The sequence below is a fragment of the Thalassobium sp. R2A62 genome, assembly GCF_000161835.1.
In the GTDB taxonomy this organism is placed as follows: Bacteria; Pseudomonadota; Alphaproteobacteria; order Rhodobacterales; family Rhodobacteraceae; genus Thalassobium.
On record NZ_GG697169.2, the window covers coordinates 2,841,534 to 2,865,132 of the forward strand.

Consider the following 23,599-nt stretch of genomic DNA (forward strand, 5'->3'; position numbering starts at 1 on the left):
GTCGTACTATGTCACGGTGATCAGAGCTTGGATGTCAGCTCTGGCACAGCATCAAAGAGGTCAGCGACCAAACCATAGTCGGCGACTTGGAAGATCGGAGCTTCTTCGTCTTTGTTGATCGCGACGATGATTTTCGAATCTTTCATACCGGCGAGGTGCTGAATTGCTCCCGAGATACCCACAGCGATGTAGAGATCCGGAGCAACCACCTTGCCTGTCTGACCAACCTGCCAGTCGTTCGGCGCATAGCCGGAATCGACCGCAGCGCGCGAGGCGCCAACAGCTGCGTTGAGTTTGTCAGCAAGACCTTCGATCAAGTTGAAGTCGTCTTCTGATCCGACGCCACGACCACCAGAGACAACGATGCCTGCAGATGTCAGTTCTGGGCGATCGCTTTCGGCGACTTTATCTTCGACCCACTCGGACAAGCCCGAGTTACCAGCAGAAGTGACGTTTTCTACCGAAGCAGAGCCACCTTCGCCAGCGGCGTCAAAGTTCGCAGTCCGGATGGTCATGACCTTTTTCGCGTCACCAGATTTAACGGTCTGGATCGCGTTGCCCGCATAGATCGGACGCTCGAATGTATCGGCGTCGACCACTGCTGTGACTTCGGAAATGATCATCGCGTCGAGCATCGCTGCCGCACGGGGCAGGATGTTTTTGGATGCGGCGGTCGAAGGTGCTGCGATGTGATCGTAGTCACCGGCCAGCGAGACCAAGAGGTCCGCCATCGGTTCGGCGAGATCGTTGCCATAGGCGGCATCGTCAGCACACAGGACTTTGGCAGCACCGTCGAGCTTGGCTGCGGTGTCAGCCGCACCCGAACAACCAGCGCCTGCACATAGGATTGTTACGTCGCCGAGCGATTTAACCGCAGTCAGCGCTTTGCCAGTTGCGTCAGCGTTCAATTCGCCGCCCGCGACTTCTGCAATGAGAAGAACAGCCATTATACAGTCCCCGCTTCTTTAAGTTTCTCGACCAGCTCATCGACTGATCCGACCATTTCACCCGCTTTGCGTGTCTCTGGTTCAGTGGTTCCAACAATCGCGAGACGAGGTGCGACGTCCACGCCGTAGTCGGCGGGTGTTTTCTCGTCCAAAGGCTTTTTCTTGGCCTTCATGATGTTTGGCAGCGACGCATAGCGAGGCTCGTTCAGACGCAGGTCAACGGTAACGATCGTCGGCATTTTGACCTTGATGGTCTGTAGGCCGCCGTCGACTTCGCGAGTGACTGTGGCGCTGTCGCCGTCGATCGCAACTTCGGATGCAAATGTGGCCTGTGACCAACCCAAGAGCGCCGACAGCATTTGACCTGTCGCGTTCATGTCGTTGTCGATGGCCTGCTTGCCACACAGTACGATGCTGGGCTGCTCTTCGTCGACGACAGCTTTTAGCAACTTAGCAACAGCGAGCGGCTCGATGTCTGTGTGCACGTCATCGGCTGCATTGATTAGGATCGCGCGATCAGCGCCCATAGCCAAGGCTGTGCGCAAGGTTTCCTGGCTCTGCTTGACGCCGATAGATACTGCGATGACCTCGTCGGCCTGACCGGCCTCTTTGAGGCGGATCGCCTGTTCGACAGCAATTTCGTCGAACGGGTTCATGGACATTTTGACGTTGGCGAGATCGACACCGCTGCCGTCCGCTTTGACGCGAACTTTTACGTTATAGTCGATGACGCGTTTGACGGGTACGAGGACCTTCATTGGCGCAGTCTCCTGAAAATTGCAGGGGACGGATCGCCCCCCAAGAAATACTCAGGGATTTGTTAGCCTCTCGCGCGGCAGGAAAATAGTGTAAAATCGACGCGGAACGGGCCGTGGACGCCGCGTTTCTAATTTTGTTCAACAAAACCAAATGAAATTTTGCAAATTTTTTTCACGAAAGAATGCACGGGTTTCGTGTGTTGGGCGCTAATAGCGCCAATGTATTTGATTCGTCACGAGCGGCGACCGATGGTTTTGGGTCGCCGCTGATCGATTTAGCGATTGGCGCCAGGCACCCATAGCACGTCATCGTGGCCTGCGTCATTAGCCATCCGCGACGCAGCAAAGCACCAATCTGACAAGCGATTGAGATATCTGACCGCCGAAGGGTTCACAGATTCCATTGTAGCAAGTTCAACAGTCAGGCGTTCTGCGCGACGCGAAACCGTGCGGCACAAATGCAGGTGCGCTGCCAAGGCAGAGCCACCGGGCAGGATAAACGACCGCAGAGGTTCAAGCACATCTGTCATCGCGTCGATTTCGGTTTCGAGCCGCGAGACTTGGGCATCTGACATCCGCAGGGGCGGGTATTCTGCGTCGGCGTCTTTTTCCATATCGGGGCGGCACAGGTCCGCGCCCAGATCAAAGAGATCGTTTTGGATCATTGCCAGTTTTGTGTCGAGGTCACCCTCGGCATACAGGCGCGCTAGACCAAAGGTCGCGTTTGCCTCGTCAACGGTGCCGTAGGCGGTGACGCGCATTGAGTGTTTGGCGACGCGTGCGCCGTTGCCCAGTGCGGTTTCGCCGGCGTCGCCGGTTTTCGTGTAGATTTTGTTTAGAACAACCATGTTCAGCTGGCTCCAATGCGGCGCAGATAGACAAAGAGAAGGATCAGGCAGACCGCAACGAACTGTGCGATGATGCGCCACCGCATCAGGCGGTTTGCGTGTTTGCGATTGAAATCGCCGCCCTTGGCAAAACCGCCAACGCCGGTGGCGAGAATTCCGCCGACAATGATCACCGCGAGGATAATCAACAAAAAGAGTGGGTCGCGTAGCATAGGGTGTCCTTTGATCGTGTCCTTAGGGACATAGAATGGGCGGGGGCAAAGGGAAGACCTAAGCCTTGGATTGAATCCAATCCATTGCGCGCGTTGGCAGAATTCGTTTCAGCGTCCCCATTAGATAGGTCGGGAAGGTCACATAGTAACGTGGTTTCGGCTGCTTGGATGTCAACGCATGCAGAATTTTCTTGGTCACGGCGGATGCTGGCAGCTCGAATGTGTCTGGACCATTGTCCTCGTAGAGACGTTTAGACAGGCCCCGACGATATTCTTTGGCACGCGCAGAGTTTTCCCAATCAATCCATTTCTCAAAATGCGGGATCGCGTTTTTGCGGATGTCGGATGTGATCGGTCCAGGTTCGATCAGCACCACATGGATGCCGGTGCCGCGCATTTCGATGCGCAGGGTGTCGGTCAGCCCCTCCATCGCAAATTTCGTCGAGTTATACGCGCCGCGATAGGGCAGCACTGCAAAGCCCAAGACGGATGAGCAGTTCAGGATGCGCCCGTGCCCTTGGGCGCGCATGACGGGGATGACGCGTCGGGTCAGGTCGTGGAGGCCAAAGAAGTTCGTCTCGAAAATGTCGCGAAGGGCGCCGACGGGCAGATCCTCGACCAAGCCGGGGCAGGCGTAAGCGCCATTGTTATAGAGCGCATCCAGCGTGCCGCCTGTCGCCTCGAGGACTTCGGCCAGACCGGATGTCAGGGTGTCCGCATTTGAGTAGTCGATCAACGGGCTTTCGAACCCTTCGGCGATCAGGCGGTCACAATCGGCCTGCTGCCGGCAAGACGCGAAGACACGCCACCCCGCGTCGCGCAGGCCATGAGCCGCGTCATAGCCAATGCCAGACGACGATCCGGTGATAAGAACAGAGCGGTTTGACATACGAAAAGACCCCCGAAGATATCAGGGGTCTCATATGGCGCTTCAGCGCGGTTTGAGCAACTGGTCAGCTTATTTTTTCGCTGAGCAGACGTGCGGCCATCCAGCCGACTTGACCAGAATCAGTCACGCGCAGGCGCACCCAACCGTCGTCGTTTTCTTCTAGGATCTCGGCCTCGGTACCGCGTGTCAGTTTTGCAAGCACGCCAAAATTTGTGCCAGGTCCGGCACGCATATTGACGCGGTTGGCGTCGACGGAACGGATGTCTTTGACAACTTCTTCGATCTCTTCGACCTGAGACAGAGCGACCGTTTCAACAATTGCGACGTCATCAGAGGATGCAGTGGCGAGTGTCACAGTCGCAGGCGTCTGAACGGCACGTGTGGCGACAACCGTTTCGGTTTCTTCAACAGGTTCTTGAACAATCGTTTCTGCAACGCGTACGGGTTCAAGATCTGTGACCTCCACGCGTGGCGGAAAATGAGAACGGCCCAAAGCAGCGAGCTCTTCAGTGTTCATTTCCGACATGGGTTTGAAATCTGACCCGCCGCTGAGTTCGTAAAAGCCCCAGCCCATAAACAAAAAGCACAAAAATACGTAACGCAACATCGCGTCGTCCCCCGACCAACTCTGAACATTTAGTAGGGTAGAGCTATCAGACCGCTAACGATTCTGAGAGGTAAAAGATTCCGATTTCTTCCCCCTAAGCTGTCTTTACCCCACAGGGGGGCGGGGCTACACACGATCTATGAGCGATTTGACTGACGACAACAATATGGACCCCCCTGAGACAGGTGAGGTTTTAGAACCCTTACGCCGCGCCATTGGCGAACGGTATCTAACCTACGCGTTGTCGACGATCATGCACCGCGCGTTGCCAGACGCTCGTGATGGTCTAAAACCGGTCCATCGCCGCATTCTATATGCGATGCGCGAGTTGAGGTTGTCTGCGACCGGAGGCTTTCGTAAGTCGGCCAAAATTTCCGGTGACGTGATGGGCAACTACCACCCGCACGGTGATGCTGCGATCTATGACGCTATGGCCCGTTTGGCGCAGGACTTTGCGGTGCGTTACCCGTTGGTCGATGGTCAGGGTAACTTTGGCAACATCGACGGCGATAACCCTGCGGCAAGCCGATACACAGAGGCGCGGATGACGGCCGCCGCCGAGGCGTTGTTGGAAGGCCTGAACGAAAACGCGGTAGATTACCGCGAAAACTATGATGGCACGCTGACCGAACCGGTTGTGTTGCCCGCAACCTTTCCCAACCTGTTGGCCAATGGATCAAGCGGGATCGCGGTGGGGATGGCGACCAATATCCCACCTCATAATATCCCCGAGCTGGTCGACGCCTGTTTGCATTTGATCAAGGCGCCCAATGCACGTGACGAAACATTGATCGAGATGGTCCCCGGACCTGATTTTCCGACCGGCGGCGTGATCGTTGAGCCGAAGGAAAACATCCTGAACGCGTATGCGACGGGGCGCGGATCGTTCCGCCTACGGTGCAAGTGGGAGATCGAAAAACTGGACCGTGGTCAGTGGCAAATTGTCGTGACCGAGATCCCCTATCAGGTGCAAAAATCCAAGCTGATCGAAAAGATCGCTGAGGTGATCCAGCTCAAGAAAATTCCAATCCTTGCCGATGTGCGGGATGAGAGCGCCGATGACGTGCGCATGGTGATCGAACCTAAGTCCAAGAATGTGGACCCAGAGGTGTTGATGAACATGCTTTACCGCAATTCGGACCTCGAAGTGCGGTTCTCGATGAACATGAACGTGCTGATCGACGGGCTGACGCCCAAGGTCTGCTCGCTCAAAGAAGTGTTGCGCGCGTTCTTGGATCACCGCCGCGAAGTTCTGATCCGCCGGTCACAGCACCGGATGGCCAAGATCGATCACCGCCTCGAGGTGCTCGAAGGTTTCATTGTCGCGTTTTTGAACCTCGATCGTGTGATCGACATCATTCGCTATGACGACGATCCCAAGGCGGCACTGATCCGTGAGGATTGGTCCCTGACGCATAAACGCGCGATGGACGAGACTGACTATTTGTCGCCAGCATTGCGGGATGAAGAAGGCCTGTCCGAGGTTCAGGCCGAGGCCATTTTGAACATGCGTCTACGGTCGTTGCGTCGTCTCGAAGAGCTCGAGCTGTTGCGCGAGCAAAGCGCGTTGATGGAAGAGCGGGCCGAATTGGAAGACCTGCTGGATAGCGATGATTTGCAGTGGTCGCGGATTTCCGAGCAGCTGCGCGAGACCCGCAAACAGTTTGGCAAGAACTACAAAGGTGGGGCGCGACGCACGTTGTTTGCCGAAGCCGCTGAAGTTGAAGATGTGCCAATCGAGGCCATGATCGAGCGCGAACCGATCACTATTGTTTGTTCGAAAATGGGTTGGGTCCGGGCGTTGTCGGGCCATGTCGATTTGGCCCGTGAGCTGAAATTCAAGGACGGTGACGAGGCGCGGTTTATGTTCCACGCCGAAACGACCGACCGTTTGCTGGTGTTTGGTACGAACGGACGGTTCTATACCGTCAGCGCGTCGAACCTGCCCGGTGGGCGCGGGATGGGTGAACCATTGCGCCTGATGGTCGATCTGCCAAACGAAGCCGACATCGTAGATTTCTTTATTCACCAGCCAGAGCGCAAGCTGTTGGTCGCGTCCTCGGCAGGTGATGGTTTCATCGTGCCAGAGGCGGATGTCATTGCGCAAACCCGCACCGGAAAACAGGTTCTGAACGTCAAAGACGGCGTCATGGCCAAGGTTTGCATCACTGTAACTGGCGATCATGTTGCGTGTGTTGGCGAAAACCGTAAGGTTCTGGTGTTCCCGATTGAGGAACTGCCAGAGATGGGGCGCGGCAAAGGTGTCAGACTGCAAAAGTACAAAGACGGGGGCCTAAGTGATGTCGCGACCTTCACCATGGCCGGGGGGCTCTCGTGGCAGGACCCCGCAGGACGAACCCGCACAGAAACTGAGCTTGCCGAATGGGCAGGAAAACGCGCAAGCGCAGGGCGTATGGCCCCTCGCGGATTCCCCCGCGATAACCGATTCACCTGACAAGGCTGAGCCGATCCGATTTGTAGGCAACCGCAAGGGGTTGTTCTGGCTGGCCTTCAAGACCGGTTTGTGGACGATCCTGACACTGGGACTGTACCGATTTTGGATGAAAACGCGGATGCGCCGCTGGTATTGGTCAGCGATCCGGCCTGCGGGTCATCCATTTGAATATGTCGGGAACCCTTGGGAAAAGCTGTTAGGCTTTTTGATCGCGGTTGTGATCCTCGCCTTCTACATTGGCATCGTGAACCTGATACTGATGTTTGTCAGCTTTTCACTGCTATCCAATAATTTTGCGGCCTATGCTGTCAGCTTTATAGGGGTCATCCCCCTGTGGTTTTATGCCCGTTACAGAGCGCGACGTTATGTGCTGGCACGAACCCGGTGGCGCGGGGTGCGGTTCGGATTAGAGCCGGGCGCATGGGGCTATGCATTTCGGGCGCTGGGCCATTGGACCCTAACAGTCTTGACCGCCGGTCTGATGTGGCCGCGCATGACGTTCTGGTTAGAGAAATACGTGACCGACCGCACATTCTACGGGTCGGCACGGATGAACCAAGGTGGCGATTGGAAGATGCTGATGCCAGCGATCACGCATGCTGTGATCGGTGTTGTGTTTACTGGGGGTGCGGCTTTGTCCATCATGCAGAACCCTGCGATGGCTTGGATGTTGGTGGGGTCGATGCCTTGGCTCCTCTATGGTCTGGTGCATTACTCTGTCGAAAGCCGGCGATTGTTGGCGAACGAAAAGACGGCCGGTGGCGTCGGCTTGTGGTCGCAAGCGCGGCCAAGGCGCATCGCGCGGATTTATGGCTTTGGCTATGTGGCTGTCTTTTTTATGCTGATGATCCCCCTGGTGCCGGTGAGCGTTCTGATTGTTCTGCTTGAAGCCCAAGAAGTGGGGTTGAGGGGCGACAATCCTTTCTTTGTCTGGCTCGGGACGCTGCCGCGGACTTTGCTGACGATTGTTGGGGTATTGTTGTATTTCTCGGTCTTCTTGTTCTGGAACGTGTTGACCCAAGTATTTCTGACGATGCCGATTTTGCGTCACTATGCACAAACCTTGGCCGTGACAGACGCGGACAAATTGTATGACATCAGCCAACGGGCGCGCGATGAGTTTGCCGAGGCTGAAGGGTTCGCAGAAGCATTAGACGTAGGAGCCGCACTATGACCGAACGCACAGTGATCCGTGTCGGCGCCGAGGCGTCGGTGTTTTCTGGAACAGGCCAGTTTTTTGATGGCGACATGGCACATCCCCAAGACGTCACGCTGGCTGTCGATGATACCAAGCGACAGTTGATCCTGACTGTGGATGACGATGAAATTACCCGCTGGCCCTATGACGAAATGCGCAGTGTGCGTGATCAGGCATCTAATGATCTGATGGTGCTGCGGCTGCGCAACGACGGCACCCCGCGTTTGATTTTGACCGATGCAGCCGACATGGCGATCATCCGGTCACGCGCTAAACATCTGCACAAACGGCCCCCTGTCGAGAACAAGAAACGACTGGTCACTTGGTCACTGGCTGCGGTGGCATCAGTGGCTTTGATTATCGGCGTTTTGGTCCCCGTCATGGCAGATCAGTTGGCTGAGTTTTTGCCGCCCGAAGGGGAAAAAGCGTTGGGTGACACTACCTTTGCCCAAATCCGTGGCGCGTTGGACGAGACGGGTTTTCAACCACTTGCGATTTGCGAAGATCCTGACGGGTTGGCGGCGTTGGACAAAATGCGTGTCGCGCTAGAAGCCGAGGCAGATTTGCCTGTCGAGCTGACTGTGCATGTGCTGGATCACCCGATGGTAAATGCGTTCGCCTTGCCAGGTGGGTATGTCGTGTTCTTTCGCGGGTTGATCGACGCGGCAGAAACCCACGAAGAGGTCGCAGCGGTCTTTGCCCATGAAATGGGTCACGTCGAAGCGCGAGATCCGACACGCATTGCAATGCGGTCCGCGGGATCTATCGGGGTGCTGGGGTTGTTGTTCGGCGATTTCGCTGGCGGTGCCTTGGTTCTCTTTTTGGCAGAACGCTTGATCCAAGCTGATTATACTCAAGCGGCCGAGGCGAAGGCCGACACCTATGCGCATGCGGTTTTGGCTGACGCGGGTGTGCCCCCTAGCGCCATCGGGGATTTCTTTGAACGGATGGTCGTGGACGGCGCAGATGCGGACGACAGCATTATTCAGCATTTCATTTCTCACCCCGAAATGGGCGACCGGATTGCGGCAGCACGGGCGGCAACACCCAATGCGTTTGCTGCCAAGCCGCTTTTGACGGTTGAAGAATGGCGCGCCTTGCAGGGCATTTGCCCGCTGACGTTTGGGTCATGATTTGCACCTTGGGCGGGCCTAGGTTAACGCTTGTGTCAACAAACAAAGGATTGCTGCGATGAGACTTCAAGCATTTGGCACATTGGCCGCCGCATTTTTGGTCGCAGCCTGTCAGGGTGGTGTCGAAGACCTCGCTGGACCGGTCGAGCCTTTGGGCGATTACCGCAAAGGCTTTGTCGCCGTGGTCGCACCCAATCTGCAAAAGGGGCCGGTGTCGCGCGACGCAACAGCGGACGAATGGACTGGTGCTGTTGAGGCGGCGCTGAATGAACGGTTTGATCGCTACGAAGGCACCAAGTTCTATCACTTGGGCGTCTCGGTTGAGGCCTACATCCTCGCGCCTCCAGGTATTCCCGTCGTGTTGTCGCCGAAATCAGCGCTGATTTTGAATGTCACGGTATGGGACGATTCTACCCAAACCAAACTGAACGAAGAGCCGCATCAGGTGACGGTTTTGGAAACGTTCGGCGCCGACACGTTGATTGGTACCGGCTACACGAAAACCAAAGAAGAGCAGATCGAGAACCTGAGCCAGAACGCCGCGCGTGCGATTGAGCGTTATATGCGCACCAACGGTCAGTGGTTCGGAACCCAAGCCGAAGTCTTGGAAGACGACGCTACGATCATTGATGGTGATGCTCTGATGCAAGCCGCCGGACCGACAGCAGACGGTGCCGAAAACTGATCTCTTGATTTTCTTGTTCGATCCGACTATTTCGCCCGCGTATCAATTCGGGCCCTGATCGCGATGACAGCGCCCCCCAAATAGCGAGGCGTCCCGTCATGGGTAAGGAAAAGTTTGAACGTAATAAGCCGCACGTCAACATCGGCACGATTGGCCACGTTGACCACGGCAAAACGACTTTGACAGCTGCGATCACCAAGTATTTTGGTGACTTCCAGGCGTATGACCAGATTGACGGCGCGCCAGAAGAAAAAGCACGTGGTATCACGATTTCGACTGCACACGTTGAGTACGAGACAGAGTCCCGTCACTACGCGCACGTCGACTGCCCGGGCCACGCTGACTACGTCAAGAACATGATCACTGGTGCTGCTCAGATGGACGGCGCGATCTTGGTTGTGAACGCTGCTGATGGCCCGATGCCACAGACGCGCGAGCACATCCTGTTGGGCCGCCAGGTTGGTATCCCGAAGATGGTCGTTTACATGAACAAAGTTGACCAGGTTGACGACGAAGAGCTGCTGGAACTCGTTGAGATGGAAATCCGCGAGCTGCTGTCTTCGTATGACTACCCAGGCGACGACATTCCTGTGATCCCAGGTTCGGCTTTGGCTGCGATGGAAGGCAACACACCAGAGATTGGTGAAGAGTCGATCAAGAAGCTGATGGCTGCTGTTGACGAGTACATCCCGACACCAGAGCGTGCTGTTGACCAGCCGTTCCTGATGCCAATCGAGGACGTATTCTCGATCTCTGGCCGTGGTACAGTTGTAACAGGCCGCATCGAGCGTGGCGTGATCAACGTCGGCGAAGAAATCGAAATCGTTGGTATCCGTGACACATCCAAGACCACATGTACTGGTGTTGAAATGTTCCGCAAGCTGCTGGATTCCGGTGAAGCTGGCGACAACATCGGCGCACTTCTTCGCGGTGTTGACCGTGAAGGCGTTGAGCGTGGTCAGGTTCTGGTCAAGCCAGGATCCGTGACACCACACACCAAGTTCGAAGCTGAGGCCTATATCCTCACCAAAGACGAGGGCGGCCGTCACACGCCGTTCTTCGCGAACTACCGTCCACAGTTCTACTTCCGTACAACTGACGTGACTGGCACAGTTGAGCTGCCTTCGGGTACTGAGATGGTTATGCCTGGCGACAACCTGAAGTTCGAAGTTGAACTGATCGCACCGATTGCGATGGAAGAAGGTCTGCGCTTTGCGATCCGCGAAGGCGGCCGCACAGTCGGCGCTGGCGTGGTTTCCAAAATCCTCGCCTAATTTGCCACTGGCAAAGCGAACTCTTAAAGAAGGCCGCCCCCAACCGGGGCGGCCTTTTTTGTCGGGAAATGTTGGCGAGATCTACTTCGGCCTGCGATGCCCGCGGGGTGTTTCACCATAGCGTTCTTTGTAGTGACGAGAAAACACCGCGTTTGAATTGAACCCTGTTGCCATCGCAATTTCTATCACGCTGAGGTTCGTCTCCATCAGCAAAGTGCGCGCGCGGTCCAGTCTGATGTTGCGGTAGGTTTGGGCCGGTGCTTCGTCCAAGAGTTGACGGAACTGGCGTTCGATTTGTCGACGGGAAATTCCAGCACTTGCTGCGAGTTCGGACAGAGTAAGCGGAGTTTCGACATTGTCGTACATCGCGCGCAGCACGGACAAAACACGTGGATTTCGAGAACTGATCGCCTTGGCAATAGAAGATCGCTGTTCTGTCCGTGTGGTCACATCTGGCCCGTTCAGACACATGTCAGACACGGCGATCGCAAAATCTTCGCCGTAGTCCTTGGCAATGACAGAAATCATCATTTCGGTCGCTGCAACTCCGCCACCACTGGTCATGAGATCGCCGTCTTTTTCAAACCTCTGGGGGGATGGCGTTAGATCTGGAAATGCCTCAATAAACCCGGGCTGGTTTTCCCAATGCAGCGTGAATGTTTTACCTTCCAGTAGACCGGCCCGGGCGAGGGTGGCCGCGCCGGTGCAAACGCCACCGACCTTTCCGCCAAACCGGACGTGACGTCTGACGCGGCCAAGAACGGTATCTGTCGCGGCGTTGGTACCGTTGTTGCCAGAGCAGACGAAAAGATATGTGTCAGGCTTGAGATCATCGAGACCCAAATGCACATCAATATCAATGCCAGAAGACGATGAAACAGCGCGGCTGTCTGGGGAGACTGCCAGCCACCCGTAGAGCGGTTTTTGTGCAAGTTGGTTGGCGATCCGCAGTGGGTCTAGCGCGGCGCTAAAGGCGAGCAATGTAAACTGAGGCAACAACAGAAACCCAAACCAGCGGGTGTCTTTTGGGTCTTTGACCGGATAGCTGAACGCACCCGCAGGGACGAGGTCCGGTCGATTTGGGTCCGTGCCTTTGCTGGTGCTCACGTCATCGCTCTTGATCTGTGGGCTCCAACAGCATCGGGAACCAGTCCTCGCGAAACCGTTGTCCGGGTTTCATGTCATGTCCGGGGAAGGGCGGGGACGTCGGGCCGGGGCGTTCGACATAGCGCGCATCGTCGCCCAGCAACCGCAGTGAAAACGCACGACGACGGGTGCCAGCATCGTTGCCGCGCGCGCCATGCAGTGTCTTGTAGTTGAACGCCACGGCATCACCCGGTTCCATGTCGTACTCTCGAATGTCCATCCCTTCGGCATCAGGATCAGGGACCTGCATGTAGTCTTCGTCGTTTGGATAGAAGCTAGTCTCGGCCAACCAGCGGGTTGGGAGTACTGGTTTTTCCCACAGATGTGAGCCAGCAACACAGCGCAAAGATGCGGAACGAACGGGATCAAGGGGGGACCAAAAACTCACGGTCTGGTCGCCTTCTACAAAGTAGTAGGGGCTGTCTTGGTGCCATGGGGTCGGTTTGGACGTGCCGGGTTCTTTGACCAAGACGTGATCGTGAAACATCTGAACGGTCTTTGAGCCCATCAGCTCGGCTGCCACGGCCGCGGCCGGCGACGCTTTGATCGCCTCTTGGAATTCGGAAATCCGTGTCCAGTTGCAATAGTCGTCAAAGAAGCGGCCGCCTTCGCCCTCGTTCAGGTTCTCAGCGGCGTAAGGGCCGGGTTCGGCCATATTGCGCGCCACTCCGTCACGAAGCTGATCAACCTGATCCTTGAACAGACCTTTGACCAGTACCACACCATCACGGGCGTAGGCGTCAATGTGATCTTGGGTCAAAAGAGGGTGTGTCATGGTAGGCGGCCTTTCGGGGGGGGCTATCGTTCAGCGCAGGGTCATTCAGCCATTTGGCTGTCGACCTGACGTTCTTCATTGATCATCGCCTGTAGTTGGCGACGGAACCGCAGCTGTCCGCCATCAATTGGCAAATCAATGTGCGGGGATGTTTTGTTGGTCATACCAATCTGGACTTCGTTGAGGACGTCGCGGTCTTCTTCAAAAGCGCGCTGGACGTCTTCGGTCATCATTTTGGACAAGGCTTTGTCATCCGGACGGATGTTGCGCAACTGGAACCAGTAATAGCGTGTCTGGCTCTCGGTTGTGGGGGTCATAAAGTTGTAGCTGTCCATGATGAAGGTGTTTTCGTGCAACGGGCCATCGTCGCCACCGGTGCCTGCGGGGGTGAACACCGCTTTGACGAACGCATGAGACGGATAGCGCACCTCGTAGTGCTGCAAGCGGTCACAGTTGCCTTCGAACTCGACGACCTTTTTGTAGAACGGCGCAGGTTCATGATCCATCATCCAACGGTGGACGATCACGCCCTCGTTGGTCTTTTTGATGCGTAGTGGTGTGTCTTTGGTCGCGTCTGCGGCAAAGCTGCTTTGGTGGACCCACGCGACATGGGTTGGATCCAGCAAGTTGTCGCACATCAGCAGATAGTTGCAGTCCAGCTCCATCGCGTCGCCGCGATTGATGCCCCATTCCGGATTGTCATAATTCTCGATCTCGAAAATATCCGAGGCGTCAGCGAGCGCGGGATTGCCCATCCAGATCCAGACCAATCCGTATTTCTCATGAAGCGGGTAGGCGTGCACTTTGGCATTGGATGGAATGCCGCCAGTGCCGGGTGCCCAAACACATTGGCCGGCGCAATTGAACGTTAGACCGTGATAACCGCATTCTAGGGTGTCCCCTTTGATCCGACCTTTGGACAGTGGCAATTTGCGGTGGGGGCAGGCGTCCTCAAGCGCGACCAGTTCGCCCGCTTCGGTGCGAAAGACACAGATCTTTTTGCCCAGCACAATGATCTGTTGCAGATCGCGGGTGACCTCGTGGTCCCACGCCGCAACGTACCAAGCGTTTTTCAAGAACATCTGCGTATCCCTCTCGTTTCGCGACCCTAGCCGCTAGGCAAGTTCAAGCTGTTTTAGTGGTCGCAGTCTAGTGCTTCCTACTCGACAGATCGCCGCAAAGGTCGTCAGAAGCAGAAATCGGGGTTCACGCGACAGCGCGAAATCCGAGTTTCTATCAGCATCGCCATTTGCGGAAAGACCTTGCTCGAGCTTGGGGAACACGTACCAATAGGATCAATCATTTCGATCGGTGACCCAAATATGATCAAGAGCCAGATTACGCTCAAACAGCTAGAAGCGTTTGCCTTTGTCGTCGATACGGGCACGTTTCGCGCGGCTGCGGCGGCGCTGGGGACAACGCAACCCAACATATCTGCCCGTATCACGGCGCTAGAGACGGCTCTTGATGTGTCGCTGCTGATCAGAGACGCGGGTTCTGTCCGATTGACCGTTGACGGTGAAAGGCTGCTCTTGAAGACGCGAGACGTCTTGTGGGCGGGAGAAGCGCTGATTGTTGAAGCGGGACGTCAGGAGTTGATTGAAGAGACCCTAAGGCTGGGCGTGACCGAGCTTGTGGCGTGCACGTGGCTACAGCGGTTTTTGCGATTGATGAGAGATGCGTACCCTAAACTTCGCATTCAGCTAGAGGTCGATCTTTCGATCGCGATTGATGCCCGATTGATGGAGGGGCAGCTTGATCTGGCGCTTCAAACTGGGCCGTTCAAATCAAAGTCGTTCGCGAGCGATGCGTTGGGGCAGGAGCGCTATTGCTGGGCCGCGAATTCTGATGTGATCAAGGCCGTAGGCACTGCGCCATCCTTGGCCGCGCTGTTTGAACAGACCATTCTCACCCATGCAAAGCATACCCAGGCCTGTGCTGCGCTTCACAGTATCGCGGCCGAGCAGGGCCTGCGCCGAGACCGGATTGTGCATTCCAGCGCATTGTCTGCCTGTGTCCCGATGGTGCTAGAGGGGTTGGGCGCTGCGATGCTGCCCGAACGTCTCGTTGCTGCTGAGATCGCTGCGGGTGATTTGCACTTGATCCAAACGGATTGGTTGCCCGAGCCGCTGTCATTTTTTGCGCGCTATGCGCCCGCGCGGTCTGCGCGCTTTGTCGGGAAAGCAGCCGAGATCGCGCACGTCGCGATGCAACCCCAATAGATCGAAAAAAGTGATCGAGGTGTAAAATTTAATCGATTTGATTGTTGGTTAGGTTTCAGGTCACTTGCGGATGTAGCACATCGCAGGAGCGCCCCATGTCAGAAGTTTCCATTCGCCTTGGCGTCGATATCGGCGGCACGTTTACGGACGTTGTTTTGGAAAAGGGTAGTGAGACGTATTCTACCAAAGTGCTGACTACCTATACCGCGCCAGAAGATGCGATCATTGACGGCATGCATCAGGTTTGCGCCAAGGCCGGGGTGGACCCGTCGCATATTGGCCAGATCATTCATGGAACAACGCTTGCGACAAACGCGTTGATTGAACGGCGCGGTGCAAAGACGGCTCTGATCACGACCGAGGGATTTCGTGATGTCATCGAGATGCGAACAGAGTCGCGGTTCGAGCAATATGATCTGAACCTCAATCTGCCCGATCCTTTGTTGCCGCGTCAGATGCGGTTCACTGTTGGTGGGAGGATTGATGCAAACGGTGACGTGTTGGTTGATATCGACCGATCTGAGGTCGAAGCTGTGGTAGACAAGATCGCCAAGGCAGGCTTTGAGAGTGTCGCTGTTGGGTTGATCCATTCCTATCTGAACCCCACACACGAAGAGCTAATGCGCGATATTCTTGGTGAAAAGATACCTGACGTTGCGGTGTCGATTTCTTCCGAAGTGTCGCCCCAAATGCGTGAATATGAGCGGTTCAACACGGTTGTTGCGAACGCGTATATCAAGCCATTAATGGCGTCTTATCTGGGGCGTCTTGAAGACCGGTTGAAGACTGAAGGCGTGGCCTGCCGCATTTTTCTTATGCACTCTGGTGGTGGGATTATCTCGATCCAGAACGCGGCTGAATTTCCTGTACGTTTGGTCGAATCTGGCCCAGCCGGCGGGGCCGTCTTCGCGGCTCATATCGCTGGGCGCTATGGGTTGGACAAAGTGCTGTCCTTCGATATGGGCGGCACGACGGCCAAGATTTGTTTGATCAAAAACCAGACACCCAAAACGTCACGTGTATTTGAGGTGGCCCGCACATATCGGTTCAAGAAAGGGTCGGGTATGCCCATCTCGATCCCCGTGATCGATATGGTTGAAATCGGCGCCGGAGGCGGATCGTTGGCCCATGTCGACGCGATGCGCCAAATTCGCGTTGGTCCAGAAAGCGCAGGCTCTGAACCCGGACCTGCCTGCTACGGTCGTGGTGGTGAGCGCCCTGGTGTGACGGATGCCGATCTTGTTCTGGGCAAACTGGACCCCGACAACTTTGCTGGTGGATCAATCAAGCTGCATCCGGAAGAATCAAAGTCTGCGCTGTCCGATCATGTGGGTGACACGCTGGATATGGATGCGGTCGAAGCGGCCTTTGGGGTCGCAGAAGTCGTCGACGAAAACATGGCTAATGCGGCCCGTGTTCATGCGGTCGAGAATGGCGAAGACCTGTCAGAATATACGATGATTGCCTTTGGTGGTGCCGCGCCACTGCACGCGGGGCGGCTCTGTGAAAAACTGGGGGTGGAACGTTTGTTGGTTCCGCCGGGGGCAGGGGTGGGATCAGCCATTGGGTTCCTGCGCGCGCCCTTTAGTTTTGAGGCGAACCGGTCCGTCTATATGAAGCTTTCGGATTTTGACGGCGACAGGATCAAGTCTCTTTTGACGGACCTAAAGACAGAGGCAACTGGATTTGTGCGTACCTGTGACGCTGTCAGCCCCATCCTGTCAGAATTCAAAGTCTACATGCGCTACACGGGTCAAGGTTGGGAAATCCCGATCGAGCTGACCGAAGAGCAAGCCATGAACCCAGACGAGGCGGCGTTCGAGGCGCGGTTCATCGAAGATTATTCCAAACTATTTGGTCGTCCGGTTGAGGGTATGGATATCGAAATCACAGTCTGGTCCGTCAATGCCACCACGCCACCTGAACAGGTCCCGCGTATTGGTGAAGCTGATGGATCAGGCACCGCCACGGCAATCGGGCAGCGCGATCTTTTTGACGCGGCTGCGGGCAAATACCTCGACACACAGATCATTGAACGCTTTGGCATGGCTGCGGGCGAGCGGGCCACTGGTCCCGTGGCGGTGATCGAAGACGAGACGACGATCATTGTGCCAGCCAGCCGAGACGCGATCTGTCAGCCGGACGGATGCATCGACGTTGTCCTTCGCCCCACGGGCGCATCAAAGAACGTGGAGGGATAAGATCATGACACCTGAACATTCCAAAGTCGCCTACCAAGTCATGTGGAACCGCCTGATATCGGTGGTCGAAGAGCAGGCCCAAGCCTTGGTGCGCACCGCCTTTTCAACATCCGTTCGCGAGGCGGGTGATCTGTCGGCGGGCGTCTATGACGTCGACGGACAGATGCTGGCCCAAGCGGTTACTGGGACGCCGGGGCACGTCAATGCAATGGCAGATGCTGTTGCACATTTCATTCGTCGGATCGGACGTGAGAACATCCAGGATGGTGACGTCTACATCACGAATGATCCGTGGGAAGGCACCGGCCATTTGCACGACATTACGATGGTCACGCCGTCCTTTCATCGCGGGGCTTTGGTGGGGTTTTTTGCCTGCACGGCACATATCGTGGACATTGGTGGGCGTGGGTTCGGTGCGGATGCACATTCGGTCTATGAAGAAGGGCTCTATATCCCGATCATGAAGTTCGCGGATCGCGGGACCGTCGATGAAACGCTGACCCGCATTATTCGCGGCAACGTGCGCGAGCCGGACCAATTGATCGGGGATATCTATGCCCTGACCACATGCAACGAGATCGGGCATCGCCGTTTGATCGACATGATGGAAGAGTTCGCGCTGACAGATCTGAATGGGATCGCGACCTTCATTCTTGAAAATTCGCGGCGCGCAACGATTGAGAGAATTGCGGAGCTGCCTCAGAAATCGGCGGCAGGCGAGATGACGATGGACGGCTTTGAAACGCCAATCACGCTCAAGGTCAAAGTCAGCGTCCAAGGCGACAAGATCATATCGAATTTCGAAGGCTCATCAGGGCTCGACAAGAAGGGGATCAACTGCCCGTTGGTCTATGCCAAGGCCTATGCGTGCTATGCGCTGAAGGTGGCAATCGCGCCTGAGATCCCGAACAATGCTGCGTCGCTCGCGCCGTTTGAAATTGAGGCGCCTGAAAATTCGATTGTGAACGCGCTGCATCCCGCACCTGTCGCGCTTCGCCATATCGTTGGACACTTTGTTCCGGACGCGGTCTATGATGCATTTGACAAAATCGTACCGGGCCTGGTGCCAGCTGAGGGCGCGGGATGTTTGTGTAATTTTCAAGTTTCCTTGCGACCGCGCACCGATGCACCGGCACCCGCAGGCGCGCGGCGGTCAGAAGTGCTCACCTTTAATTCCGGTGGCTCGGGGGCGCGCCCTGAACATGACGGCCTGAACGCGACGGCCTTTCCATCGGGCGTCATGACGATGCCGATCGAAGCCACCGAACATGCGGGCCCTGTGATTATTTGGCGCAAAGAACTGCGACCGGATTCAGGTGGGGCGGGCCGCACTCGTGGCGGTCTAGGGCAATACATGGAGGTCGGTGCACAAGAAGGGCACGAGTTCGACATCCAAGCGATGTTTGATCGCGTAGATCACCCTGCGCGCGGGCGACGTGGAGGTCAGGCAGGTGCGCCGACGACAATCGCCCAAGACGCCGGTGGTCCTATGAATGGCAAAGGCAAACAATTTGTCGCGCATGGGCGCCGTGTCGTCATGGCGTTCCCGGGTGGCGCTGGCTACGGCGATCCGTCCGAGCGGCCCATCGAACAGGTCAAGCGCGACCTCGCACGGGGTTACATTTCGGCTGAAACCGCCGCAGATGACTACAATCTTTCACGTGCCGATATCGAAGAAGTTGAGGCGGCAGTCGCACGAGGGGACGCAATATGACAACGCAAACGCCAAAGAACACATCCTATGACGTGGTCATTGTCGGTGGGGCTATGATGGGGGCGTCTGCTGCGTGGTTTTTGTCGGACGATAAAGACTTTGATGGCACGGTTTTGGTCGTTGATCGTGATCTAAGCTACGAGAACACGTCGACCATGCACACCAATTCCTGCATGCGGCAGCAGTTCTCGGGTGATTTGAATGTACGGATCAGTCAATTCGCTGCGGACTTTGTCAAAAACCTGCCGCGCTATATGGGCGATGATGACCGAGTGCCCGATCTGTCCATCCGGTCGTTTGGCTACATGTATCTCGCTGACAACGAGGGTTTTGCCGACGTGCTGCGCGAAAGCCGTGAAGTACAGGTCGCAGCGGGCGCTGGAACGCAGCTGATGACGCCGGAACAGATCAAGGCCGCGTATCCGTTCTATAACGTCGATGACATTGTTCTGGGTTCGATCAATCTGGTGGACGAAGGATACTGGGATGCCACTGCCGTGTTTGACTGGTGGCGCAAGTCTGCCCGCGAACGTGGTGTTGAATATGTTGAAAACGAAGTGGTTGCGATCACCAAGAATGCGGCAGGCACGCGTGTTGAGAGCGTCACGCTGCAATCTGGCGACGTGATAGCCTGTGGTCAGCTTTTGAACGCGTCGGGCCCTAGGGCCGCACGAACAGCACAGATGGCTGGGATCACCATACCTGTGGAGCCGCGCAAACGGTATTCGTGGATTTTCTCGGCGGAACAGCCGTTGGACCGTGATCTGCCGCTGACAATTGACCCCTCAGGTGTTCACGTGCGGGAAAACGGTGGCGGCACCTATCAGTGTGGTGGGCATTCTGAGATTGATCCGGCAGTCGAGTACGATGACTTTGTCATGGATCACAGTACCTGGGAGAACCACGTCTGGCCAATACTTGCCACGCGTATCCCTCAGTTCGAAGCGATCAAGGTGCAGTCTGAATGGGCTGGGCACTATTCGATGAACACATTTGATCACAACGCGATTATGGGTCCACATATGGAGGTCGAGAATTTCTTCTTTCTCAATGGATTTTCTGGACATGGTTTGCAGCAATCGCCTGCGATGGGACGCGGGACAGCCGAGATCATGGTCCACGGCAAGTGTCAGACCTTAGACATGACTCAGTTCCATTTTGACCGTATTCCCGCAGGACGCAAAATCATTGAGAAGGCGATCATCTGATGAAACTGAAACCAAACGCGTTCACCGCCGCGCTGGGCCGTGGGGACAAACTGATTGGCCTTTGGATCACATTGTGCAGCAACTTTGTGGCCGATGTGACAGCCCCCGCTGGGTATGATTGGGCCTTGGTCGATATGGAGCATAGCCCGAATGACTATCAAAGCGTTCTGGGGCAGCTTCAGGCCTATGCCGCGAGCGATACCACCGCGATCGTCAGGGTCGAGTGGAACGATACGGTCGCGGTAAAACGCCTGTTGGATTTGGGCGCACCCGGCATTCTTTTCCCGATGATCCAGTCCGTGGAAGAGGCGGAACAGGCAATCGCTGCGACTCGGTATCCGCCACGCGGGGTTCGAGGCGTCGCAGGCGCCACTCGCGCGACCAAGTTCGGCCGGATCACAGACTATGTCGCACGTGTCGAAGACCAGACGACCGTGCTATTGCAACTCGAAACTCTAGCCGCCGTCGAACAGGCCGAGGCTATTGCGACAGTCGACGGTGTGAATGGCATATTTTTTGGTCCGGGTGACATCGCGGCAGACATTGGCAAAGTTGGCAAACCGATGGACCCCGAAGTTTGGGCGTTGATCAAACCGGCGGCACAAAAGCTAATCGCGCGGGGCATTCCAGTCGGCACATTGGTTCTTGATCCGGCTTTTGCGAGCGAGTTGCTGAACGAAGGCTTCACCTTTGTTGCCTGTGGTACCGATGCAAGCCTGTTGGCCAAGGCGTCTGACCATCTGCTGGCCACGGTCAAAAGCGGCCTCGGCTGATTTAGGTGTTAAGCTAAGGACCGCGGTCTGGTGGTCTCGCGCTCGATTTAGGGCGGCGGCGACATTTCCCAGCTGATCCATTTGCCAGGGTTGGCACGGACGGCGGCCATGGCGCGTTTGATCCGAAAGCCGGCGCCAAATTCTCTGTAGCGTCTGCGCGCGCTCGAGAATCGTCAGCCACATATAGAGCCGTTGTTCGAGCTAGGTTAGCATGGTCGGCACTCGGGCCACGCGTGCCAGCACGGCTTCGTCGAGATCGTCCTATTGGGCATTCGCAAAATCATCGACGCTGCGCATCTGGGCCTGCCCTTTGATTGTGATTGTCGTCAACGCAACCGCGATGCTAGCCTTGGGCCAAGGTAAGAGTGGGTTACGGGGCATTTGATTTTGTCGCAGTTCAAAAAGAGAGACGTGCGAAAGGCACAGTTGATTGCGGGATTCCGTAAATGCTCTCTTGATTCCCTATGGCGAGTGTCATATCCGGAAATCTGGCATAGGGGTTTAGCTCAGTTGGTAGAGCATCGGTCTCCAAAACCGAGGGTCGTGGGTTCGAGTCCCTCAGCCCCTGCCAGCCGACCAAAGGCGCATGTCTATGCCTGACACTTCTCCCGAACAGATCACGTTGGCGCTTCATATCGGTGCGCATAAAACTGCGACGACACACATGCAGAAGACGCTGCAAGTGAATCGGAAACTGTTGCGTGATGCGGGCATTGTTTATTACGGGCCGAACTATCTGAGAAAGCCGTACCAGAGCCCGCGCCATCTGTTCGCGGTCGATGATAGATATATCGACAAACGCAACTGGACCGGACGTGAAAAGTTGGAAGAAATGGCGCGGGGTAATGCGCGTGTGGTCGTGTCCGAAGAGAATTTCATAGGTGCATTGCACCGTGGCAGTCGGACGCTGGACATTCCTCTTTATCCCAAGACCGTGGGATACCTCAGCCAGTTGGTCGAGAATATCGCGCCGCACAAGCTACAGATCTTCTTGGGTGTACGTGACCCTGCGCAGTTTATCATGTCAGCCTATAGTCAAAAGTTGTTCTCTGGTCGGCCTATGTCATGGCAGGCCTACAACCGGACTGTCGCACCACAAGACATTGATTGGTCGCATCTAGTGCGCCGGATTACAGCGATCGACGGAATCTCCAAGGTGTTCGTATGGCGATACGAAGACTACCACGATGTGTTGCGGCTGATTTGGCGGCGTATGTTGCGCTGGAAGCTGGGGCCAATGATTGATCCGTTTCAGGCACCACTGCATCAGGGCTTGTCGGTAAAGGCGGTCGAGATTGCATTGGAATGGTTCGAAAAGAACGGTGACCCCAAGTCCGCCGAACAGGCCCGCGAGACCTATCCTGTTTCGGCAGAGTATCCCAAGTTTGCGCCCTATGATGCAGACGCCTTGGCCGCATCTAGCGCGATCTATGCGCGGGACATCGACAGGATCAAGGCGATCAAGGGTGTAACGGTGTTAGAGCCGAACGGATGAGTCACTGCGCGGCCCCTTGAAAACCCGCGCCGCGCGGCGTATGTCGCCATCTACGAGATCAAAGGACAGCGCAGATGGCCCGTACTAACCCTATCCAGTTCATCAACGAAGTTCGTGCCGAAGTCAGCAAAGTTGTCTGGCCAACCCGTCGCGAAGTGGTTTTGACAACGATCATGGTGTTCATCATGGCCGCGTTGACAGCGGTTTTCTTTAGCATCGTAGACTTGATCATTCGGTCCGGTCTGCAGGGCGTTCTCGGATTTTTCGGTAGCTGATCTGCCAACTACCCCCTTGATGTTTCAGGCACTTGGGGGTACATGCGGCGGACTTTCCTCAGGGGCGTGCGGCGAATCGTGTTGCGCGCCGATTTTTGTTCTGCGGGAAAATTGAGGATTTGATGGCCTAAGCATCTGATGAATTTGAATAAAACTGATCCGTTGATTGTTCAGGGGATCCGTCGCACGGAGTTGAGACACAGATGGCGAAACGGTGGTATTCGGTAAGCGTACTCTCGAACTTCGAGAAAAAGATTGCCGAGCAAATCAGAACATCTGTCGAAGAAGCTGAGCTTCAGGACCAGATTGACGAAGTTTTGGTGCCTACAGAAGAGGTCATCGAGATTCGGCGTGGCAAGAAAGTGACCGCTGAGCGTCGCTTTATGCCGGGCTATGTTCTCGTCCACATGGAGATGTCTGACGAAGGCTATCATCTCGTGAACTCAATCAACCGCGTCACGGGTTTCTTGGGCCCTCAGGGGCGCCCGATGCCAATGCGGGACGCAGAAGTGAACCAGATCCTGAACCGCGTGCAGGAAGGCGAAGAGAGCCCGCGCACGCTCATCCACTTTGAAGTGGGCGAAAAGGTTAAGGTTGCTGACGGTCCATTCGAAGATTTCGACGGCATGGTCGAAGAAGTCGACGAAGAGAACCTGCGCCTCAAGGTGACGGTATCGATCTTTGGCCGGGCTACTCCGGTCGAGCTGGAATTCACACAGGTCGTCAAAGAGATCTGATGTGCATGTGGGAGGGGCGTCGTTCGCGAACGGCAATCCGGACCACA

At 55.9% G+C, this 23,599-nt stretch carries 22 protein-coding genes and 1 tRNA gene; 14 read left to right on the forward strand and 9 right to left on the reverse strand.

The genetic code is table 11. The features are described from left to right. Positions 1 to 20: 20 nt before the first annotated feature. From TR2A62_RS14175 to TR2A62_RS14200, 6 genes are all read right to left on the reverse strand, one after another. A complete protein-coding gene (locus TR2A62_RS14175) occupies positions 21 to 947 on the reverse strand; it encodes an electron transfer flavoprotein subunit alpha/FixB family protein (RefSeq protein WP_009159157.1) in 927 nt (308 codons plus the stop codon). Then, complete coding sequence (locus TR2A62_RS14180) at positions 947 to 1,705, reverse strand: electron transfer flavoprotein subunit beta/FixA family protein (RefSeq protein ID WP_009160655.1); 759 nt, start codon at positions 1,703 to 1,705, stop codon at positions 947 to 949. The genes TR2A62_RS14175 and TR2A62_RS14180 overlap by 1 nt, the downstream gene beginning before the upstream one ends. Positions 1,706 to 1,980: 275 nt before the next feature. Continuing rightward, positions 1,981 to 2,553 (reverse strand): cob(I)yrinic acid a,c-diamide adenosyltransferase, encoded by a 573-nt coding sequence (locus TR2A62_RS14185; RefSeq protein ID WP_009157727.1) that lies wholly within the window; start codon positions 2,551 to 2,553, stop codon positions 1,981 to 1,983. A 2-nt stretch (positions 2,554 to 2,555) separates the two neighbouring features. Further along, positions 2,556 to 2,765 (reverse strand): twin transmembrane helix small protein, encoded by a 210-nt coding sequence (locus TR2A62_RS14190; protein ID WP_009159054.1) that lies wholly within the window; start codon positions 2,763 to 2,765, stop codon positions 2,556 to 2,558. A gap of 58 nt (positions 2,766 to 2,823) precedes the next feature. After that, positions 2,824 to 3,654 (reverse strand): SDR family NAD(P)-dependent oxidoreductase, encoded by an 831-nt coding sequence (locus TR2A62_RS14195; RefSeq protein WP_009157410.1) that lies wholly within the window; start codon positions 3,652 to 3,654, stop codon positions 2,824 to 2,826. A 64-nt stretch (positions 3,655 to 3,718) separates the two neighbouring features. Beyond that, complete coding sequence (locus TR2A62_RS14200; RefSeq protein ID WP_009159949.1) at positions 3,719 to 4,261, reverse strand: SH3 domain-containing protein; 543 nt, start codon at positions 4,259 to 4,261, stop codon at positions 3,719 to 3,721. Positions 4,262 to 4,400: 139 nt separating this feature from the next. Here TR2A62_RS14200 and TR2A62_RS14205 point away from each other — a divergent pair, with 139 nt between their 5' ends. The 5 genes from TR2A62_RS14205 to tuf all read left to right on the forward strand — a co-directional run bounded on the left by TR2A62_RS14205 (position 4,401) and on the right by tuf (position 11,006). After that, complete coding sequence (locus tag TR2A62_RS14205; RefSeq protein ID WP_009159146.1) at positions 4,401 to 6,716, forward strand: DNA topoisomerase IV subunit A; 2,316 nt, start codon at positions 4,401 to 4,403, stop codon at positions 6,714 to 6,716. Then, positions 6,637 to 7,890, forward strand: coding sequence for a DUF898 domain-containing protein (locus TR2A62_RS14210; RefSeq protein WP_223296124.1), 1,254 nt, complete (start codon positions 6,637 to 6,639; stop codon positions 7,888 to 7,890). Before TR2A62_RS14205 ends, TR2A62_RS14210 begins: the two co-directional genes overlap by 80 nt. Beyond that, positions 7,887 to 9,047, forward strand: coding sequence for a M48 family metallopeptidase (locus TR2A62_RS14215; RefSeq protein WP_009160677.1), 1,161 nt, complete (start codon positions 7,887 to 7,889; stop codon positions 9,045 to 9,047). Before TR2A62_RS14210 ends, TR2A62_RS14215 begins: the two co-directional genes overlap by 4 nt. A 58-nt stretch (positions 9,048 to 9,105) precedes the next feature. Beyond that, positions 9,106 to 9,732: a hypothetical protein gene (locus tag TR2A62_RS14220; RefSeq protein ID WP_009160513.1), complete on the forward strand. Its 627-nt coding sequence runs from the start codon at positions 9,106 to 9,108 to the stop codon at positions 9,730 to 9,732. A gap of 98 nt (positions 9,733 to 9,830) precedes the next feature. Then, positions 9,831 to 11,006, forward strand: coding sequence for an elongation factor Tu (tuf, locus tag TR2A62_RS14225; protein WP_009158100.1), 1,176 nt, complete (start codon positions 9,831 to 9,833; stop codon positions 11,004 to 11,006). A gap of 81 nt (positions 11,007 to 11,087) precedes the next feature. Here the strand turns inward: tuf and TR2A62_RS14230 are convergent, their stop codons facing one another. From TR2A62_RS14230 to TR2A62_RS14240, 3 genes are read right to left on the reverse strand one after another with little or no spacing between them, the layout of a single operon-like run. Beyond that, entirely contained in the window at positions 11,088 to 12,113 is a 1,026-nt protein-coding gene (locus TR2A62_RS14230) for a GlxA family transcriptional regulator (RefSeq protein ID WP_009158891.1), read from the reverse strand. 1 nt (position 12,114) lies between these two features. After that, positions 12,115 to 12,927 (reverse strand): phytanoyl-CoA dioxygenase family protein, encoded by an 813-nt coding sequence (locus TR2A62_RS14235; RefSeq protein WP_009158119.1) that lies wholly within the window; start codon positions 12,925 to 12,927, stop codon positions 12,115 to 12,117. Between the two features lie 41 nt (positions 12,928 to 12,968). Continuing rightward, positions 12,969 to 14,009: an aromatic ring-hydroxylating dioxygenase subunit alpha gene (locus TR2A62_RS14240; RefSeq protein WP_009157313.1), complete on the reverse strand. Its 1,041-nt coding sequence runs from the start codon at positions 14,007 to 14,009 to the stop codon at positions 12,969 to 12,971. Between the two features lie 240 nt (positions 14,010 to 14,249). Here TR2A62_RS14240 and TR2A62_RS14245 point away from each other — a divergent pair, with 240 nt between their 5' ends. From TR2A62_RS14245 to nusG, 9 genes are all read left to right on the forward strand, one after another. Next, positions 14,250 to 15,149 (forward strand): LysR family transcriptional regulator, encoded by a 900-nt coding sequence (locus TR2A62_RS14245; RefSeq protein WP_040820803.1) that lies wholly within the window; start codon positions 14,250 to 14,252, stop codon positions 15,147 to 15,149. Positions 15,150 to 15,244: 95 nt separating this feature from the next. Beyond that, on the forward strand, positions 15,245 to 17,350 hold the full coding sequence (locus TR2A62_RS14250; protein WP_009157966.1) for a hydantoinase/oxoprolinase family protein: 2,106 nt from the start codon (positions 15,245 to 15,247) through the stop codon (positions 17,348 to 17,350). A gap of 4 nt (positions 17,351 to 17,354) precedes the next feature. Next, entirely contained in the window at positions 17,355 to 19,064 is a 1,710-nt protein-coding gene (locus TR2A62_RS14255; protein WP_009160897.1) for a hydantoinase B/oxoprolinase family protein, read from the forward strand. Next, entirely contained in the window at positions 19,061 to 20,272 is a 1,212-nt protein-coding gene (locus TR2A62_RS14260; RefSeq protein ID WP_009159156.1) for an FAD-binding oxidoreductase, read from the forward strand. The genes TR2A62_RS14255 and TR2A62_RS14260 overlap by 4 nt, the downstream gene beginning before the upstream one ends. Beyond that, the gene (locus TR2A62_RS14265; RefSeq protein WP_009158488.1) at positions 20,272 to 21,045 is read left to right on the forward strand and encodes an HpcH/HpaI aldolase/citrate lyase family protein; all 774 of its coding nucleotides are present in this window, start codon (positions 20,272 to 20,274) and stop codon (positions 21,043 to 21,045) included. Before TR2A62_RS14260 ends, TR2A62_RS14265 begins: the two co-directional genes overlap by 1 nt. A gap of 495 nt (positions 21,046 to 21,540) precedes the next feature. Further along, positions 21,541 to 21,616: transfer RNA gene (locus TR2A62_RS14270), tRNA-Trp, on the forward strand. 21 nt (positions 21,617 to 21,637) lie between these two features. Next, positions 21,638 to 22,540 (forward strand): hypothetical protein, encoded by a 903-nt coding sequence (locus tag TR2A62_RS14275; RefSeq protein ID WP_009160283.1) that lies wholly within the window; start codon positions 21,638 to 21,640, stop codon positions 22,538 to 22,540. Between the two features lie 74 nt (positions 22,541 to 22,614). Next, entirely contained in the window at positions 22,615 to 22,815 is a 201-nt protein-coding gene (gene secE, locus TR2A62_RS14280; protein ID WP_009159682.1) for a preprotein translocase subunit SecE, read from the forward strand. A 203-nt stretch (positions 22,816 to 23,018) separates the two neighbouring features. After that, a complete protein-coding gene (gene nusG, locus TR2A62_RS14285) occupies positions 23,019 to 23,552 on the forward strand; it encodes a transcription termination/antitermination protein NusG (RefSeq protein WP_009159075.1) in 534 nt (177 codons plus the stop codon). The last annotated feature ends 47 nt before the right edge of the window (positions 23,553 to 23,599 follow it).

What these genes read in the sequence shown, in the direction of transcription:
- TR2A62_RS14175 (WP_009159157.1), bottom strand. Translation starts at nt 947, where the DNA reads ATGGCTGTTCTTCTCATTGCAGAAGTCGCGGGCGGCGAATTGAACGCT.
- TR2A62_RS14180 (WP_009160655.1), bottom strand. Translation starts at nt 1,705, where the DNA reads ATGAAGGTCCTCGTACCCGTCAAACGCGTCATCGACTATAACGTAAAA.
- TR2A62_RS14185 (WP_009157727.1), bottom strand. Translation starts at nt 2,553, where the DNA reads ATGGTTGTTCTAAACAAAATCTACACGAAAACCGGCGACGCCGGCGAA.
- TR2A62_RS14190 (WP_009159054.1), bottom strand. Translation starts at nt 2,765, where the DNA reads ATGCTACGCGACCCACTCTTTTTGTTGATTATCCTCGCGGTGATCATT.
- TR2A62_RS14195 (WP_009157410.1), bottom strand. Translation starts at nt 3,654, where the DNA reads ATGTCAAACCGCTCTGTTCTTATCACCGGATCGTCGTCTGGCATTGGC.
- TR2A62_RS14200 (WP_009159949.1), bottom strand. Translation starts at nt 4,261, where the DNA reads ATGTTGCGTTACGTATTTTTGTGCTTTTTGTTTATGGGCTGGGGCTTT.
- TR2A62_RS14205 (WP_009159146.1), top strand. Translation starts at nt 4,401, where the DNA reads ATGAGCGATTTGACTGACGACAACAATATGGACCCCCCTGAGACAGGT.
- TR2A62_RS14215 (WP_009160677.1), top strand. Translation starts at nt 7,887, where the DNA reads ATGACCGAACGCACAGTGATCCGTGTCGGCGCCGAGGCGTCGGTGTTT.
- TR2A62_RS14220 (WP_009160513.1), top strand. Translation starts at nt 9,106, where the DNA reads ATGAGACTTCAAGCATTTGGCACATTGGCCGCCGCATTTTTGGTCGCA.
- tuf (WP_009158100.1), top strand. Translation starts at nt 9,831, where the DNA reads ATGGGTAAGGAAAAGTTTGAACGTAATAAGCCGCACGTCAACATCGGC.
- TR2A62_RS14235 (WP_009158119.1), bottom strand. Translation starts at nt 12,927, where the DNA reads ATGACACACCCTCTTTTGACCCAAGATCACATTGACGCCTACGCCCGT.
- TR2A62_RS14240 (WP_009157313.1), bottom strand. Translation starts at nt 14,009, where the DNA reads ATGTTCTTGAAAAACGCTTGGTACGTTGCGGCGTGGGACCACGAGGTC.
- TR2A62_RS14245 (WP_040820803.1), top strand. Translation starts at nt 14,250, where the DNA reads ATGATCAAGAGCCAGATTACGCTCAAACAGCTAGAAGCGTTTGCCTTT.
- TR2A62_RS14250 (WP_009157966.1), top strand. Translation starts at nt 15,245, where the DNA reads ATGTCAGAAGTTTCCATTCGCCTTGGCGTCGATATCGGCGGCACGTTT.
- TR2A62_RS14255 (WP_009160897.1), top strand. Translation starts at nt 17,355, where the DNA reads ATGACACCTGAACATTCCAAAGTCGCCTACCAAGTCATGTGGAACCGC.
- TR2A62_RS14260 (WP_009159156.1), top strand. Translation starts at nt 19,061, where the DNA reads ATGACAACGCAAACGCCAAAGAACACATCCTATGACGTGGTCATTGTC.
- TR2A62_RS14265 (WP_009158488.1), top strand. Translation starts at nt 20,272, where the DNA reads ATGAAACTGAAACCAAACGCGTTCACCGCCGCGCTGGGCCGTGGGGAC.
- TR2A62_RS14275 (WP_009160283.1), top strand. Translation starts at nt 21,638, where the DNA reads ATGCCTGACACTTCTCCCGAACAGATCACGTTGGCGCTTCATATCGGT.
- secE (WP_009159682.1), top strand. Translation starts at nt 22,615, where the DNA reads ATGGCCCGTACTAACCCTATCCAGTTCATCAACGAAGTTCGTGCCGAA.
- nusG (WP_009159075.1), top strand. Translation starts at nt 23,019, where the DNA reads ATGGCGAAACGGTGGTATTCGGTAAGCGTACTCTCGAACTTCGAGAAA.